14 protein-coding genes and 2 tRNA genes are annotated in these 15,531 nt (G+C 73.5%); 10 read left to right on the plus strand and 6 right to left on the minus strand.

The window, feature by feature from the left end; genetic code table 11:
- The first annotated feature begins 35 nt into the window (after window positions 1-35).
- A complete protein-coding gene (locus tag NFS20_RS22030) occupies window positions 36-635 on the plus strand; it encodes a mycothiol-dependent nitroreductase Rv2466c family protein (protein WP_285821170.1) in 600 nt (199 codons plus the stop codon).
- Window positions 636-840: 205 nt separating this feature from the next.
- Window positions 841-1,935 carry a hypothetical protein gene (locus NFS20_RS22035; protein WP_251153914.1) on the plus strand — a complete coding sequence of 365 codons (1,095 nt, stop codon included), beginning with the start codon at window positions 841-843 and terminating at the stop codon, window positions 1,933-1,935.
- Window positions 1,936-2,014: 79 nt separating this feature from the next.
- On the opposite strand, the gene NFS20_RS22040 is transcribed toward NFS20_RS22035, so the two are convergent.
- On the minus strand, window positions 2,015-4,072 hold the full coding sequence (locus tag NFS20_RS22040) for a M13 family metallopeptidase (RefSeq protein ID WP_251153915.1): 2,058 nt from the start codon (window positions 4,070-4,072) through the stop codon (window positions 2,015-2,017).
- Between the two features lie 60 nt (window positions 4,073-4,132).
- On the opposite strand from NFS20_RS22040, the gene NFS20_RS22045 reads away from it, so the two are divergent.
- Both NFS20_RS22045 and NFS20_RS22050 read left to right on the plus strand, forming a co-directional pair.
- Entirely contained in the window at window positions 4,133-4,594 is a 462-nt protein-coding gene (locus NFS20_RS22045; RefSeq protein ID WP_251153916.1) for a ribose-5-phosphate isomerase, read from the plus strand.
- A 1-nt stretch (window position 4,595) separates the two neighbouring features.
- Window positions 4,596-5,627: an Fpg/Nei family DNA glycosylase gene (locus NFS20_RS22050; protein ID WP_251153917.1), complete on the plus strand. Its 1,032-nt coding sequence runs from the start codon at window positions 4,596-4,598 to the stop codon at window positions 5,625-5,627.
- 37 nt (window positions 5,628-5,664) lie between these two features.
- Here NFS20_RS22050 and NFS20_RS22055 read toward each other — a convergent pair whose 3' ends face one another.
- Window positions 5,665-7,032, minus strand: coding sequence for a GNAT family N-acetyltransferase (locus NFS20_RS22055; protein ID WP_251153918.1), 1,368 nt, complete (start codon window positions 7,030-7,032; stop codon window positions 5,665-5,667).
- Between the two features lie 273 nt (window positions 7,033-7,305).
- Here NFS20_RS22055 and NFS20_RS22060 point away from each other — a divergent pair, with 273 nt between their 5' ends.
- Complete coding sequence (locus tag NFS20_RS22060; protein WP_251153919.1) at window positions 7,306-7,647, plus strand: MGMT family protein; 342 nt, start codon at window positions 7,306-7,308, stop codon at window positions 7,645-7,647.
- 36 nt (window positions 7,648-7,683) lie between these two features.
- On the opposite strand, the gene NFS20_RS22065 is transcribed toward NFS20_RS22060, so the two are convergent.
- The 4 genes from NFS20_RS22065 to NFS20_RS22080 form a co-directional block, all read right to left on the minus strand.
- A complete protein-coding gene (locus tag NFS20_RS22065) occupies window positions 7,684-8,748 on the minus strand; it encodes an LLM class F420-dependent oxidoreductase (protein WP_251153920.1) in 1,065 nt (354 codons plus the stop codon).
- A gap of 253 nt (window positions 8,749-9,001) precedes the next feature.
- Window positions 9,002-9,634, minus strand: a complete 633-nt coding sequence (epsC, locus tag NFS20_RS22070; protein ID WP_502800848.1) for a serine O-acetyltransferase EpsC — start codon at window positions 9,632-9,634, stop codon at window positions 9,002-9,004.
- 1 nt (window position 9,635) lies between these two features.
- Window positions 9,636-10,571, minus strand: coding sequence for a cysteine synthase A (gene cysK / locus NFS20_RS22075; protein WP_251153921.1), 936 nt, complete (start codon window positions 10,569-10,571; stop codon window positions 9,636-9,638).
- 489 nt (window positions 10,572-11,060) lie between these two features.
- Window positions 11,061-11,134 (minus strand) — tRNA-Gly (locus NFS20_RS22080).
- A 158-nt stretch (window positions 11,135-11,292) separates the two neighbouring features.
- On the opposite strand from NFS20_RS22080, the gene NFS20_RS22085 reads away from it, so the two are divergent.
- From NFS20_RS22085 to NFS20_RS22105, 5 genes are all read left to right on the plus strand, one after another.
- Window positions 11,293-11,366 (plus strand) — tRNA-Pro (locus NFS20_RS22085).
- 235 nt (window positions 11,367-11,601) lie between these two features.
- A complete protein-coding gene (gene tig, locus NFS20_RS22090) occupies window positions 11,602-13,065 on the plus strand; it encodes a trigger factor (protein WP_251153922.1) in 1,464 nt (487 codons plus the stop codon).
- Between the two features lie 224 nt (window positions 13,066-13,289).
- Window positions 13,290-13,937 carry an ATP-dependent Clp protease proteolytic subunit gene (locus NFS20_RS22095; protein WP_251153923.1) on the plus strand — a complete coding sequence of 216 codons (648 nt, stop codon included), beginning with the start codon at window positions 13,290-13,292 and terminating at the stop codon, window positions 13,935-13,937.
- Window positions 13,938-13,974: 37 nt separating this feature from the next.
- Window positions 13,975-14,691 carry an ATP-dependent Clp protease proteolytic subunit gene (locus tag NFS20_RS22100; RefSeq protein ID WP_285821168.1) on the plus strand — a complete coding sequence of 239 codons (717 nt, stop codon included), beginning with the start codon at window positions 13,975-13,977 and terminating at the stop codon, window positions 14,689-14,691.
- A 239-nt stretch (window positions 14,692-14,930) separates the two neighbouring features.
- Window positions 14,931-15,531: ClpX C4-type zinc finger protein (locus NFS20_RS22105; protein WP_251153924.1), on the plus strand; the 601-nt coding region annotated here is incomplete at its 3' end.

Genomic DNA, 15,531 nt, shown 5'->3' on the forward strand with positions numbered 1-15,531 from the left:
CCGCACCGCACGACCCCGTCGACCCGCGGGCCGGTGTGCAGGTCGCCGACTTCTGGTTCGACCCGCTGTGCCCGTGGGCGTGGATGACGAGCCGCTGGATGGGCGAGGTGGAGCAGGTGCGCGACGTGACCGTCCGCTGGCACGTCATGAGCCTGGCCGTCCTCAACGAGGGGCGCGAGCTGCCCCCGACGTACCGCGAGCTCATGGACAGGGCCTGGGGACCGGTCCGCGTCGTCACCGCGGCGCGCGTCGAGCACGGCGACGAGGTCGTCAAGCCGCTCTACGACGCGATCGGCACGCGCCTGCACCCCGGCGGTCGGGACGACCACGACGCCGTGATCGCCGAGGCGCTGGCCGAGGTCGGCCTGCCCGCGTCCCTCGCCGACGCCGCGACGAGCGACGCCTACGACGAGCAGCTCCGGGCGTCGCACGCCGAGGGCATCGGCCGCGTCGGGGAAGAGGTCGGCACGCCCGTCGTCGCGTTCGGCGACACCGCGTTCTTCGGTCCGGTCGTCACCCCGGCGCCGAAGGGCGAAGCCGCAGGTCGGCTGTGGGACGGCTGCGTCCTCGTCGCCGGCACGCCGGGCTTCTTCGAGATCAAGCGGACGCGCACGCAGGGTCCCGTCTTCGACTGACCGAGGCGCCGCGCCCTCCTGCCGAGGGCGCGGCCGGCCGGTCGTCGAGGGCGCGACCGGACGCGCTCCCAGCATCCGTCGAGGTTCGACCGGCGGCGGGACGTCGTGCCATGCTTCATCGGTTGCGGGCCCTGCCGACACCGGGCCCGCGCATCGCCCGGCGACGGCCGGGCGGGTCCGACGAGGAGTCCGCAAGGAGTCGAGCATGTCCCCGAACGCACCCGTGCCGCCCCCGCCGCCGCCCCCGGGCGGCGTCCGGGGAACGCCGGCTGCCCGCCGTGCGGACACGCAGGTCGACAGCACGACCGCGTGGTCGGCCGGTGCCCCGCCGACCTTCGCGCCCTCCGCCGCGCCGGCGCAGCGCTCCCACGAGCCCGCGTACACCGACGGACCCGCCACCGTCGTCCAAGCGGCGGTCCCGGCCCCGTCTCCGGCGTCGGCCACCGCGGTCCCCCCGCAGCGGGTGCGGTACGCGACCGACCAGGCCGGCTTCGCGGCCGTCCCGACGCAGTCCGCGGCCTACGCACCACCGCCGGGCTACGCGCCGCCCCCGGCGTACGCGCCGTCGCCCGCCCAGGCGCCGAGCCTCGGCGGGGCTCCGGGCACCCCGGCGGCGGCCGCACCGGCCACCCAGCCGGCGTACCACCCGCCGTCATCGGCAGCCGCCCCGACGTCCCCGGCGCGCGGCGCGTCCTCCGGTGGCGGCCCGGTCTCCCCGCCCCCCGCGGGCCGCGCCGGCGGTCGCGGCGGCAGCGGTCGCGGATCGTCCGGCCGGCTGAGCCCCGGCTGGATCGCCTTCATCGTCGTCGACGTCCTGCTCGTCATCGGCGCGGTCGTGTTCGCGATCTCGCTCCTCGGCGGCGGTGGCGGCGCGGACGACCCGGCCGACCCGGGCGCCGCGCCGTCCGCGGGCACCACCCAGGGCGCCGAGCCCACGACCCAGGCGCCGACGGAGACCGCGGCGTTCGCGTCCGAGACCCGCAACATCGCGTGCGAGATGACGGACGTGGGCGTCACGTGCTCGATCGCCGAGCTCGCGACGCAGCCCGCGCCGGTCTCCGGGTGCGAGGGCACCGTGGGATACCGCGTGGTCCTCGACGACGCCGGGGTCAACCAGCCGTGCGTGCCGGCCGCGGAGCAGCCGCAGCCCGCCGCGGACGGCGTCGAGGTGCTGCCGTACGGCCAGTCGAAGACCGTGGGCGGGTACACGTGCGACAGCGAGAACACGGGTGTGACCTGCCGTGACGAGGCCACGGGCAAGGGGTTCACGGTCGCCAAGGCGGGCATCCGCTCGCTCTGACGAGCCGGCGCGCCGACGACCACGGGGTGGTGCCGGGTCCCGTCGGACCCGGCACCACCCCGGCGTCACGGCCGGCCGGTCACCAGATGCGCACGCGGTCCTCCGGAGCGAGGTAGAGCGCGTCCCCGGGCTGCACGTCGTACGCCTCGTAGAACTCGTCGACGTTGCGCACCACGCCGTTGCACCGGAACTCGTTGGGCGAGTGCGGGTCGGTCGCGATGCGGCGCACGACCTCCTCGTCGCGGCCCTTCGACTGCCACACCTGGGCCCAGCCGAGGAACACGCGCTCGATGCCCGTCAGGCCGTCGACGACCGGTGCCTCGGACAGCGGCCGGCCGAGCGCGATCCGGTACGCCTTCAGCGCGATCGAGAGCCCACCGAGGTCGCCGATGTTCTCGCCGATCGTCAGCGCGCCGTTGACGTGCGGGCCGTCCGCGTCGAGCTGCTCGGGGCGGTAGGCGTCGTACTGGTCGATGAGCGCCTTGGTGCGCTTCTCGAACTCGTCGCGGTCGGTAGGTGTCCACCAGTCCTCGAGGCGGCCTGCGCCGTCGTACTTGGAGCCCTGGTCGTCGAACCCGTGCCCGATCTCGTGGCCGATCACGGCGCCGATGCCGCCGTAGTTCACCGCGTCGTCGGCGTCGGGGTCGAAGAACGGGGGCTGCAGGATCGCGGCCGGGAAGACGATCTCGTTCATCCCCGGGTTGTAGTACGCGTTGACCGTCTGCGGCGTCATGAACCACTCGTCACGGTCGAGCGGCCTGCCGATCTTGCCGAGCTCGCGGTCCTGCTCGAACGCGTGCGCGCGCCGGACGTTGCCCACGAGGTCGTCCGGCTCGACGACGAGCGCCGAGTAGTCGCGCCACTTCACCGGGTACCCGATCTTGGGCGTGAAGGCCTCGAGCTTGGCGAGGGCCTTGGTCCTGGTGTCCCCGGTCATCCAGTCGAGCCCCTGGATCGACTCGCGGTACGCCGCGACGAGGTACGCGACGAGCTCCTCCATGCGTGCCTTGTGCGCCGGCGGGAAGTGCCGGGCGACGTACTGCGCGCCCACGGCCTCGCCGAGCGCGCCCTCGACGACCGACACGCCGCGCTTCCAGCGCTCCCGCACCTCCTGCGCGCCGGACAGCGTCCGGCCGTAGAAGTCGAAGTTCGCCTCGACGACCTCGTCCGCGAGGTACGGCGCCCGGGCGGTCACCAGGTGGTAGACCATCCACAGCTTCCAGTCCTCGAGCGGCTCGGAGTCCCACAGCGCGGCGAAGCCGGTCGCGAAGTCGGGCTCGCGCACCACGACGTCGTCGAGCGACCCCTCCGGCGCACCGAGCGCGAGGACCCAGGCGCGCCAGTCGAAGCCGGGAGCCTCGTCGGCCAGCGCGACGAGCGTCCGGGGGTTGTACGTGAGGTCCGCGTCGCGGTCGCGCACGACGTCCCAGTGCTTCGCGGCGAGCTTCGTCTCGAGCGCGAGGACGCGCTGCGCCGCGTCCTCGGGCGTGGCGCCCCAGATCTCCGACGTGACGCCCGCGAGGCCGAGCATCCGCGTCACGTGCGGGACGTACTTCTCGCGCACGGGCGCGTACTGGTCCTCGCGGTAGTACGCCTCGTCGGGCAGGCCCAGTCCGGACTGGTAGAGGTACGCGACGTAGCGCTCGGGGTCCTTCGCGTCGTTGTCGACCCAGAACCCGAGGGCGCCCGCTCCGCCGGTGCGCTGCAGCGCACCGAGGGCACCGGTCAGCTCGGCCTGGGTCGTGGCCGCCGCGACGAGCGCGAGGTCGGCCTGGAGCGGCGTCGTGCCGAGCGCCTCGATGCGCTCCGTGTCCATGAAGCTCGCGTACAGCGCGCCGACCTTCGCGGCGTCCGGGCCGACGTCGGCGGCACCCGAGGCCACCGCCTCCCCGAGGTCCGTGATGATCTCGCGCACGTGCACCTCGGCCTGGTCGTGCAGCGCACGGAACGCGCCGTCCATCGCCCGGTCGGCGGGGATCTCGTGGGTCGCGAGCCACCGCCCGTTCACGTGCCGGTACAGGTCGTCCTGGGGGCGGACGGCCTGGTCGAGGGCCGAGAGGTCGATGCCGGAGCCCCGCTCCGCCGGCGTGGCTGCGGACAGGGACCCAGGAGTGGTCGAGGAGGAGGTCTGTGTCATGCGTCTCAGGCTACGGCCTCCCCCCGACGGCCCGGTGGCCCGCTGCGGCATGATGGGCGCATGCGCGTTCACATCGCCTCCGACCACGCGGGGTACGAGCTCAAGGTCCACCTCGTCGAGCACCTCGGGGCCGCGGGCCACGACGTCGTGGACCACGGGGCCCACGAGTACGACGCCCTCGACGACTACCCGTCGTTCTGCTTCGCGGCGGGCGAGGCCGTCGTCGCCGAGCCGGGCTCGCTCGGCGTCGTCATCGGGGGTTCCGGCAACGGCGAGCAGATCGCCGCGAACAAGGTCACCGGCGTGCGCGCCGCGCTCGCGTGGAACCTCGAGACCGCGCGGCTGGGCCGTCAGCACAACGACGCGAACGTCGTCGCGGTCGGCGCCCGCCAGCACCCGGTCGACGAGGCCGTGGCTCTCGTCGACGCGTTCCTCGCCGAGCCCTTCAGCCAGGACCCGCGCCACCAGCGCCGCATCGACCAGCTCGCCGCGTACGAGGCGTCGCGCGGCACGACCGCCTGAGGTGCCGGAGGGGCACACCGTCCACCGGCTCGCGCGAGCGTTCGCCGAGCTCTTCCGTGGGCAGCGGCTCGCGGCGACCAGCCCGCAGGGACGCTTCGCCGCCGGTGCGGCGCTCCTCGACGGCCAGGTGCTCGTGGCGAGCGAGGCGTGGGGCAAGCAGCTCTTCCTCGGCTTCGCGGCGCCGTCGGGCACGTCCGACGTGCCCAGCCGCTGGCTGCGCGTGCACCTGGGCCTGTACGGGGCGTGGACGTTCGCGGGGGACGGGAGCGCCGCCGTCGTGCACGCGATCGGTGCGCCCCGCCGTCGTGTCGGCGAGCGGGAGACCGTCCCGGCAGCGGAACCGGGCGGCGGTCCCGTCCCGCGGCCCGACGACGCGTGGTCACCACCGCCGCCACGCGGCGCGGTGCGCGTGCGGTTCGTGGGCGAGCACGCCGTCGCGGACCTCACCGGCCCGACGGCCTGCGAGGTCGTGACGGCCGACGAGAAGCGCGCGGTCGAGGCGCGCCTCGGGCCCGACCCCATCCGCGAGCCCGCACCGGGCGACCCGGACCCGCGCGAGGCGTTCGTCACGGGGGTGCGACGCTCGCGCAGCCCGGTCGGGCTGCTCCTCATGAACCAGGACGTCGTCGCCGGCGTCGGGAACATCTACCGCGCCGAGTCCCTGTTCAGGGCCCGGCTCGACCCGCTGCGCCCGGGGCGCGACGTCCCCGCGGAGGTCCTGCACGACCTGTGGGACGACCTCGTCGTGCTCATGAGGGACGGGACGCGCACCGGGGCGATCGTCACGACGCGCCCCGAGGACCGAGACGCCCGGCAGACGTCGCCCCGCGACGGCGCGGACCCTCCGGCGGCCGGTCGCGGCCGGGCTCGCGTGCGGCAGAACACCGACGGCGCGCCGGACGCCGTCCCTGCCGACGAGGCCTTCTACGTCTACCACCGGGACGGGCTGCCGTGCCGCGTCTGCGGCGCGACGGTGCTCCGCTCGGAGCTCTCGGGCCGCAGCCTCTACCGCTGCCCGTCCTGCCAGGGCTGAGCGGGAGGGGGCGAGGTCGGCGGCGCCGCGGGACGTCTCAGAACACCCAGCTGCACACCGGCGCCACGGGCCACGAGAACGCTGCGCTCGTCCGCGCGAGCGCGCCCGGCGTGTGCTCGGCGACGAGCCCTGCCGCCGCCAGCTCCGCGAGCGTCACGCCACCGAGGTAGGCGGCGCCGAGCTCGCGCACGTCGAGGGACAGGTCGGCCGCGTCGTCGGTCCGGGCCGCCTGCGCCGGTCCGAACGCGTCGGCGCGCACCCGCCAGTGCCCCGCGTTGTCCGCGAGCCGGTCGTCGGTCAGGTGCACGACGACGTCCACGTCGCTCGCGTACCGGCGTGCGGCGAGCGCGCCCGCCACGTCCACGACCCGCACCCACAGGTTGTCCGCGACCCGCGGGGACGCGGACCGCGGGTCCACGAGGAGGTGCGTGACGACGTCGTCCACGGGGAGGACGAACGGGACGACCTCGTGCGTGAGGTCGAGGTCCGTGAGCACGCCCCACAGGGCCCGCGCGGCGGCCGCGTCGAGCGCGACGACCTCGCCCGTGCGGACCGGGCCGCGCGGCCCGGAGGGCTCCCAGGACAGCGTGCGGTGGAAGCGCGCGTAGCCGCGCGGCTCGCCGTCGAGCTCGACGATCGCGATGCGCGTGGGCTCGCGGTCCTTGCGGAACACCTTTGCGTCGTCCCAGAGCACCGCCTGGAGCTCGGGCGTCTCGCGCGTCGCCCAGCCGGGCCGGTTGACGGTCCCGAGCCCGGTCGGGTCCGCGCCCGCGCGCTCGTGCAGCCGCGCGACGAGCTCGGCGTGGCGGGCACGGTCGGCGCGCTCGATCCGGACCGTGTGCCGCTCGGCACCCGGGACGTCGCGCAGCGCGGCCCCGCGGGGGATCGTCAGGCGCAGGTCGTCGGCCGCCCGGCCGTAGCCGAACCGCCCGTAGATCGCCGCCTCGGCGGCGAAGAGCGCCGACAGCGGCTCGCCGCGCTCGCGGCAGCGGGCGAGGTGCTCGTCGACCATCGCCGTGAGCAGGCCGCGACGACGGTGGCCCGGGTGCACGGCGACCCACGTCAGCCCGGCGACGGGTGCCGTGCCGCCCGGGACGGGGAACCGCGAGAACGGGTAGGACGCGCGCAGCGCGACGAGCTCGCGCAGGACGGGCACCGCCCCGTCGGCGGGCTCGGCGGCCGGGTCGGGGCGCTCGTGCACGACGCCGCGCACCCGTGACCAGGTCAGCGAGAGCGGGCGGTCGAGGATCTCGTCCACCTCGAGCGCGGAGGGGAAGACCGTGCTGTCGAGCTCGAGGACCGCGCGCAGGTCGTCGGGTGCCAGGTCGGTCGGCGCGTAGCCCTCGGGCAGGCGCCCCGCGCCGGCGTCGGAGGTACCGCCCGTGCCTGCGTGCTGGTGGCTCATGGCACGATCCTCGCCGTCCGTGCCTCGCGGCGCCAGGAGAATCACCCGGCTGAGGCGCCCGTCGCAGGCCACCGGCGTCGTGGCACGATGGGCCCACGCCCGAGCCGACGACCCCGGAGACCGCCGCATGCCGCACCCAGCCCACGACCCGGGCCCGTACCGGCCGCAGCAGCGTCCCCAGCAGGTCCGTCCGCAGCCCCGCTCCGTCGTCGTGGGGCTCGTACGGGCCGGCGCCCGGCGCGACGTCCGGGCCGGCGGCGTCCCGACCTCCCGATGAGCGGACCTGCCGAGGAGTACGCCTCGGCGGTGCTCGCGCTCGTCCGGCAGATCCCCGCCGCCCGCGCGATGACCTACGGCCTGGTGGCCGAGGTCGTCGCGGAGTCCCTGCACCGGGGCGGGCCGCGTCAGGTGGGCCAGGTCCTCGCGGGCTCCTCGGGCGTGGACGACGACGGCGTGCCCGTCCCGTGGTGGCGCGTCGTCAACGCGGCGGGCGCACCCCCGGCCCACCACCGGGACGCGGCCCTGACCGAGCTGCGCGCCGAGGGCTGCCCGCTCGTGCGGGACGGGACGCGCGTGGACCTGCGCCGTGCCGTGTGGTTCCCCGAGCAGGACTGAGCGGGCCGGCAGCGACTCGGGCGTCGCAGCCGGGCGTCAGCCGGTGGTGGCCGTCGGCGAGGGGGCCGTGCCGAGCATCCCGGCGAGCGTGGTGACCGCCGTCGCGTCGCCCTGCACGAGCAGGGTCGTGACGGCGGTGTCCTGCCAGGCACGCAGGTCCTGGGCGATCTTCCGGGACGGGCCGACGAGGGCGACGTCCTCGACCATCTCGGTCGGCACGGCCGCCGCGGCGAGGTCCTTGCGGCCCGCGAGGTAATGGGCCTGGATCTCGTCGCACGCGGCGGAGTAGCCGAGGCGGTCGAGCGCGTCGCGGTGGAAGTTCGCCCCCTTGGCGCCCATGCCGCCGACGTACAGCGCGAGGAACGGGCGGACCTTGTCCGCCGCGCGCTCGACGTGCTCGTCGACGACCACGGGGACCGTGGCGCTCACCTCGAAGTCGGAGACGGCGGAGCGCTCCGGCGCGCGACGGGCGAAGCCGTCCGCGAGCAGCTCGCGGAACGCGTCGTCCATGCGCGGCGAGTAGAACAGCGGGAGCCAGCCATCGGCGATCTCCGCGGCGAGCGCGATGTTCTTCGGCCCTTCCGCGGCGAGGTGGATCGGGAGGTCGGCGCGCAGCGGGTGGACGGTGGACCGCAGCGCCTTGCCGAGTCCCGTGCCTGCGCCGTCCGGCAGCGGCAGGGGGTAGTGCGGGCCGGCGCTCGTCACGGGCGCCTCGCGCGCGAGGACCTGTCGCACGACGTCGACGTACTCGCGCGTCCGGGCGAGAGGGCGGGCGTAGGGCTGGCCGTACCAGCCCTCGACGACCTGCGGGCCGGACACCCCGAGCCCGAGCACGAAGCGCCCGCCGGAGAGGTGGTCCATCGTCAGAGCGGCCATGGCGGTCGCGGTGGGCGTGCGCGCGGAGACCTGCGCGACAGCCGTGCCGAGGCGGATCCGCGACGTGCGCGACCCCCACCAGGCGAGGGGCGAGAAGGCGTCGGACCCGTAGGCCTCTGCGGTCCAGACCGAGTCGACACCGAGCCGGTCGGCCGCGACGACCGCCTCCGCGACGCCCTCGGGAGGACCGGCGGACCAGTAGCCGGTGTGGATGCCGAGGCGCAAGGCGACTCCTCGTCGTCGAGGGTGGACGGGTGCGTGAGCGCGGTACCCGGGCCGGCGTGACGGGCAGGGGGATATCCGAAACGCTGCGTCCCGGGTACCGCAGGTCCTACCCTAGCGGACCTCGGGGGCTGCTCGGGAACCCGGCCGGGCGCCGTCGGACGGCCCGCGCGAGCCCTCGTCGCGAGGACGGCGCAGGGGCCGCCCTCCCGGTGGGAGAGCGGCCCCTGCGGCGCCCGACGGAGCCGGTGACGGATCAGATCACGTACTCGATGAGCAGCGAGGGGTCCTCGACCGGGTCGGCACCCCGGTGTGCGGCGGGCATGCGGACACGGGCCGGCACCCCGACGGCGACCGCACCCGCCGGGACGTCCTTGACGACGACGGCGTTCGCACCCACCTGCGCGTCGTCGCCGACCCACACCGGTCCGAGGATCTTCGCGCCCGCACCCACGACCACGCGGTCACCGAGAGTCGGGTGCCGCTTGCCGCGCTTCATCGACCGCCCGCCGAGCGTCGACGTGTGGAACAGGACCACGTCGTCCCCGACGACGGCCGTCTCGCCGACGACGACCCCCATGCCGTGGTCGATGAAGAGGCGTCGGCCGATGCGCGCGCCCGGGTGGATCTCGACGCCCGTCAGGGCCCGCGCCACCTGCGACACGAGCCGCGCCGGCAGGCGCAGCACCGGCTCGCGCCACATGCGGTGCGCGAGCCGGTACGACCACACCGCGTGGACGCCGGGGTAGGCGAGCGCGACCTCGAGGCGACTGCGCGCCGCGGGGTCGCGGTGCCGCGCCGCCTCGAGGTCCTCGGCGAGCACGCGCAGGAACCGCCGCACCCGCGACGGTGCGCCGGCGGACCCGCGCGACGGGATGTGGTCGACCACGTCAGTCCAGGAGGTCCGCGTAGAGGATCGAGGACAGGTACCGCTCGCCGAACGACGGGATGATCGTCACGATGAGCTTGCCCGCGTTCTCCGGGCGCTCGGCGAGCTGCAGGGCCGCCGCGATCGCCGCGCCGGAGGAGATGCCGACCAGCAGGCCCTCCTCCTTCGCCGCGCGACGCGCGTACTCGACCGCGGTCTCCGCGTTGACGTCGATGACCTCGTCGTAGACCGACGTGTCGAGGATCTCGGGGACGAAGTTGGCGCCGATGCCCTGGATCTTGTGCGGGCCGGGGGCGCCGCCGTTGAGGATCGCGGACTCCTCGGGCTCGACGGCGACGATCTGCACCCCGGGCTTGCGCTCCTTGAGCACCTGCCCGACACCCGTGATCGTGCCGCCGGTGCCGATCCCGGCGACGACGATGTCGACCTCGCCGTCGGTGTCCGCCCAGATCTCCTCGGCGGTCGTCGCGCGGTGGATCGCCGGGTTGGCCTCGTTGGCGAACTGGCGGGCGAGGATGGCGCCCTCGCGCTCGGCGACGACCTCGTCGGCCTTGTTCACCGCGCCCTTCATGCCCTCGGAGCCCGGCGTGAGGATGAGCTCGGCGCCGAACGCGCGCAGCAGGGCGCGGCGCTCCTTGGACATCGTCTCCGGCATCGTCAGGACGACGTCGTAGCCGCGCGCCGCGCCGACCATCGCGAGCGCGATGCCGGTGTTGCCGGACGTCGCCTCGACGATCGTCCCGCCGGGCTTCAGCTCGCCCGACGCCTCGGCCGCGTCGATGATCGCGACGCCGATGCGGTCCTTGACGGAGTTCGCCGGGTTGTAGAACTCGAGCTTGCCGACGACGGTCGCGCCGACGCCCTCGGTGAGCTTGTTGAGGCGGACGAGCGGGGTGTTGCCGACGAGCTTCGTGACGTCGTCGTAGATGCGTGCCATGGCTTCCTCTTCTGTCGACGGCTCGGACGAGCCAGGGGGACCAACAGGGTGCGACGGTGCGGGGGCACCGGGTGCTGCGGGGGAGTGCTCCAGGACACTCGGACGACCTGTCCCGGGAGTCCGTCGCCGCGCGATGTCGCGTGAGCGGGCCGACGCCGTGGCGACGGGCGGGGGACGTGCGACGGGTGCGCGGAGCGGCGGGCGCGTCCGGCGGTCGTCAGCGACAGCCGTGACAGCGACAACAGGAGGTGCGCGCGAGAGCGCGACGGGGCGATGCGGGACGCGCGCCGGTCGCGGTCATTCCTCGCTCCTCCTGCTCGACGGCGCCCGTGCCGGTGGATGGCCGGACAACCGGCCGACGTGCTCGGCCGCGCCGGGGGCGCTCGATGGTCCGAGGGTATCCGCCCACGTCGTGGCGCGGCAACGCCGTCCGCCGACCGGACGACGACGGGCGCCCCGCCGAGGTGGTGGGGCGCCCGTCGTGGGTCGTGGAGCGGGCGACGGGAATCGAACCCGCGTAATCAGTTTGGAAGACTGAGGCTCTACCATTGAGCTACGCCCGCGTCGGGTCGGTACTGCTCCGGGCTGTGTGGCTCCGGCCTGAGTGGCACTGCCGACCTGCGGCCGCAACCTTAGCAAACAGGCAGCAGGCCGACGAGCCGCCGGACCCCGCCCTTCCCACCAGTACACTTGCGCTGGCCCGTCGTCCTCGACGGGTGCACGGGGTGTGGCGCAGGTTGGTAGCGCGTCCGCTTTGGGAGCGGAAGGTCGCAGGTTCAAATCCTGTCACCCCGACACATCGTGAAGCGGGCCGAGGGCGGGCGTCCCGACGGGTCGCCGCCCTCCTGCGGCAGCGCTCGTCCGACGGAGGACACCGTCGCTCGGACGGGTGGCGTACCCTTGATGGGTTGCCCGTACGCCCGTCGGGGTCGCACGTGGGTCCGGAAGGATCCGCCGGTCCCGTGGCGGCGCGCGCAGCTCGTCCCGTAGCCGCACGCCGGCCCGCCCCGATCAGTTGGAGATCATCGAAGTGAAGAGCGCCGTCGAGACCCTGGACCCCACCAAGGTCAAGCTGACCGTCGAGGTGGAGTACGACGAGCTCAAGCCGAGCATCGACCACGCCTACCAGCACATCGCGGAGCAGGTGAACATCCCCGGCTTCCGCAAGGGCAAGGTCCCGCCCCGCATCATCGACCAGCGCGTCGGCCGCGCCGCGGTCCTCGAGCACGCCGTGAACGACGGGCTGTCCGGGTTCTACCGCCAGGCCGTGAGCGAGTCGGGCATCCGCCCGCTCGGTCAGCCCGAGGTCGACGTGACCGAGGTCCCGGTCGACGCGGAGGGTCCGCTCAAGTTCTCGGCCGAGGTCGAGGTCCGCCCCGAGCTCGACCTGCCGGAGCTGTCCACCCTCGCGGTGACGATCGACGCCGCGGAGGTCTCGGACGAGGACGTCACCGAGCGTCTCGACGCGCTCCGCGAGCGCTTCGGCACGCTCGTCGGCGTGGACCGTCCCGCCGCGGAGGGCGACTTCGTCGTCCTCGACCTCAAGGCCGTCATCGACGGCGAGGAGGTCGACTCGGTCTCCGGCATCAGCTACCAGATCGGCTCGGGCAACATGCTCGAGGGCCTCGACGAGGCGCTCACCGGACTGTCGGCCGACGAGACCACGACCTTCTCCGCACCGCTCGCCGGTGGTGAGCACGAGGGCAAGGACGCCGAGGTCACCGTGACCGCGACGACCGTCAAGCAGCGCGACCTGCCCGAGGCGGACGACGACTTCGCGCAGCTCGCGTCGGAGTTCGACACGCTCGCCGAGCTCGAGGCCGACCTCCGCGAGCAGGTCGCGAGCATCAAGACGTCGAACCAGGCCGTCGCCGCGCGGGACGAGCTCCTCAAGGCGCTCACCGACGCCGTCGAGATCCCCGTGCCGGCCGGCGTCGTCGAGGCCGAGGTGCACCGTCACCTCGAGTCCGAGGGCCGTCTCGAGGACGACGCGCACCGCGCGGAGGTCGTCGAGGAGGCCACGACCGCGATCAAGAACCAGATCCTGCTCGACACCCTCGCGGAGAAGCTCGAGATCAAGGTCGCCCAGAACGAGCTGCTCGAGTACCTCGTGCAGGCCTCGCGCCAGTACGGGATGGACCCGAACCAGTTCATCCAGTCGCTCGACCAGGGTGGTCAGATCCCGGCCATGGTCGGCGAGGTCGCCCGGTCCAAGTCGCTCGCCGTCGCGCTGCGCCAGATCGAGGTCAAGGACTCGGCGGGCAACGTCGTCGACCTGACCGAGTTCATCGGCTCGGACGAGGACGACGCGGCCGGCGAGGTCGCCGAGCTCGTCGAGGAGGCCGCCGAGGTCGCCGCCGCCGAGGCCGTCACCGAGGAGCTGGCCGAGGAGGCCGTCGCCGCGGTCGAGGCCGAGGAGGCCGAGGAGAAGGCGGCGAAGAAGAAGACCGCGAAGAAGTCGACGAAGAAGGCCGCGGAGACCACCGAGGCCTGACGCGCCGAGCGCTTCCGACGCGGCCCCTGCACCCCGTCCCGGGGTGCGGGGGCCGCCGTCGTCCGGGCCCGTATGCGCTGTCGGCGAAAAGCGGCCTGGTCGGGACGAACGGCGGATGCCGTGCACGTTAGGGTCACTGCAACGGCGACGTCCCGGGCCGCACCGCACGCCGGTGGACGTCGTGACCGGGGCCACGGCCCCGGAGACGAGGAGCGACGAAGGAGATGGACGTGAACGATCAGCTGCTGCGGACGGACGCCGCAGGTCCCCTGGCCCGAGCGGAGGGCGCCGGTCTCGGCCTCAACGACTCCATCTACAACCGGCTCCTCAAGGAGCGGATCATCTGGCTCGGCTCCGAGGTGCGCGACGAGAACGCGAACGCGATCTGCGCGCAGATGATGCTCCTCGCCGCGGAGGACCCGGAGAAGGACATCTGGCTCTACATCAACTCGCCGGGCGGTTCGATCACGGCCGGCATGGCGATCTACGACACGATGCAGTACATCCAGCCCGACGTCGCCACGATCGCGATGGGCATGGCGGCCTCGATGGGCCAGTTCCTGCTCTCGTCCGGCACCAAGGGCAAGCGGTACGCGACGCCCCACGCCCGCGTGATGATGCACCAGCCGTCCGGCGGCATCGGCGGCACGGCGACCGACGTGCGCATCAACGCCCAGCTGATCATGCACATGAAGCGGGTCCTCTCGGAGCTGACGGCCGAGCAGACGGGCCAGTCGCTCGAGCAGATCATCAAGGACAACGACCGGGACAACTGGTTCACCGCCGAGGAGGCGAAGGAGTACGGCTTCGTCGACCACGTCGTCACGAACGCCTCGTCGGTGACCGGCGGCGGCGGCACCACGGCCTCCTGACCCGCAACCGGACCCAGACTTCACCCGAGGAGAACCCGTGAGCTTCAGCGCCGAGTCCCAGTACCTGTCCACCGCGCAGCGCCTCGCCGGCGCGGGCGCCCGTCCGGGCGGCGTCGCGCTGCCCGGCGGCGCGCCGTCGGCCCGCTACGTGCTCCCGCAGTTCGAGGAGCGCACGGCCTACGGCTTCAAGCGCCAGGACCCCTACACCAAGCTGTTCGAGGACCGCATCATCTTCCTGGGCGTCCAGGTCGACGACGCGTCCGCCGACGACGTCATGGCCCAGCTCCTCGTGCTCGAGAGCCAGGACCCGGACCGCGACGTCATCCTGTACATCAACTCGCCGGGCGGGTCGTTCACCGCGATGACCGCGCTCTACGACACGATGCAGTACATCAAGCCGCAGATCCAGACGGTCTGCCTGGGCCAGGCGGCCTCCGCAGCCGCCGTGCTGCTCGCCGCGGGTCAGCCCGGCAAGCGCCTCGCGCTCCCCAACGCGCGCGTGCTGATCCACCAGCCCGCGATGGAGGGCGGCGGCTACGCCCAGGCGTCGGACATCGAGATCCACGCGAACGAGCTGATCCGGATGCGTGAGTGGCTCGAGGACACCCTCGCGCTGCACTCGGGCAACCCGGTCGAGCAGGTCCGCCAGGACATCGAGCGCGACAAGATCCTCACCGCCGCCCAGGCGAAGGACTACGGTCTCGTCGACCAGGTGCTCGAGAGCCGCAAGGCCGTCGCGGTCAACAAGCCCTGACGCGCCGTACCGCACGCCTGAGGCGGGACGACGCCCACCGCGCCGCCGACTCCTCCGGGAGCGGCGGCGTGGTGCGTTCCGGGCAAGGTGTTGCACAGATGTGACCTGCGCACGGGGAGCCCACCTGACAACGGGGGTCCCGTGGTGTGGAATGGGGAGAAGGACCCGCTCGGACGTGGCACCGGTCCGGACGCCGCGTGCGGCGGCCCGGCTCTACCACCCGGACAAGGAGACGCGTAGTGGCTCGTATCTCGGACGGCGCCGACCTGCTCAAGTGCTCGTTCTGCGGGAAGTCGCAGAAGCAGGTCAAGAAGCTCATCGCGGGCCCCGGTGTGTACATCTGCGACGAGTGCATCGACCTGTGCAACGAGATCATCGAGGAGGAGCTCGCCGAGGCCACCGAGCTCGGGCTCGTCGACCTTCCCAAGCCCCGCGAGATCTTCGACTTCCTCGGGCAGTACGTCATCGGCCAGGACCCCGCGAAGCGGGCCCTGGCCGTCGCCGTCTACAACCACTACAAGCGGATCCAGGCCGGCGAGTCGACGAAGGCGTCGTCCGACGACCAGGACCACGTGGAGCTGGCGAAGTCGAACATCTTGCTGATCGGTCCGACGGGGACGGGTAAGACGTATCTGGCGCAGACGTTGGCGCGGATGTTGAACGTGCCGTTCGCGATCGCGGACGCGACGGCGTTGACGGAGGCGGGGTATGTGGGTGAGGACGTGGAGAACATCCTGCTGAAGCTGGTGCAGGCGGCGGACTTCGACGTGAAGAAGGCTGAGCAGGGGATCATCTACATCGACGAGATCGACAAGGTGGCCCGCAAGGCGGAGAACCCGT

It is taken from the genome of Cellulosimicrobium sp. Marseille-Q4280 (genome assembly GCF_943181405.1).
Taxonomy (GTDB): domain Bacteria; phylum Actinomycetota; class Actinomycetes; order Actinomycetales; family Cellulomonadaceae; genus Cellulosimicrobium.

Coding starts and splice junctions, on each gene's coding strand:
- NFS20_RS22055 (WP_251153918.1), bottom strand. CDS start 7,032: ATGAGCCACCAGCACGCAGGCACGGGCGGTACCTCCGACGCCGGCGCG.
- cysK (WP_251153921.1), bottom strand. CDS start 10,571: ATGGCACGCATCTACGACGACGTCACGAAGCTCGTCGGCAACACCCCG.
- NFS20_RS22045 (WP_251153916.1), top strand. CDS start 4,133: ATGCGCGTTCACATCGCCTCCGACCACGCGGGGTACGAGCTCAAGGTC.
- NFS20_RS22095 (WP_251153923.1), top strand. CDS start 13,290: ATGGACGTGAACGATCAGCTGCTGCGGACGGACGCCGCAGGTCCCCTG.
- NFS20_RS22040 (WP_251153915.1), bottom strand. CDS start 4,072: ATGACACAGACCTCCTCCTCGACCACTCCTGGGTCCCTGTCCGCAGCC.
- NFS20_RS22060 (WP_251153919.1), top strand. CDS start 7,306: ATGAGCGGACCTGCCGAGGAGTACGCCTCGGCGGTGCTCGCGCTCGTC.
- NFS20_RS22035 (WP_251153914.1), top strand. CDS start 841: ATGTCCCCGAACGCACCCGTGCCGCCCCCGCCGCCGCCCCCGGGCGGC.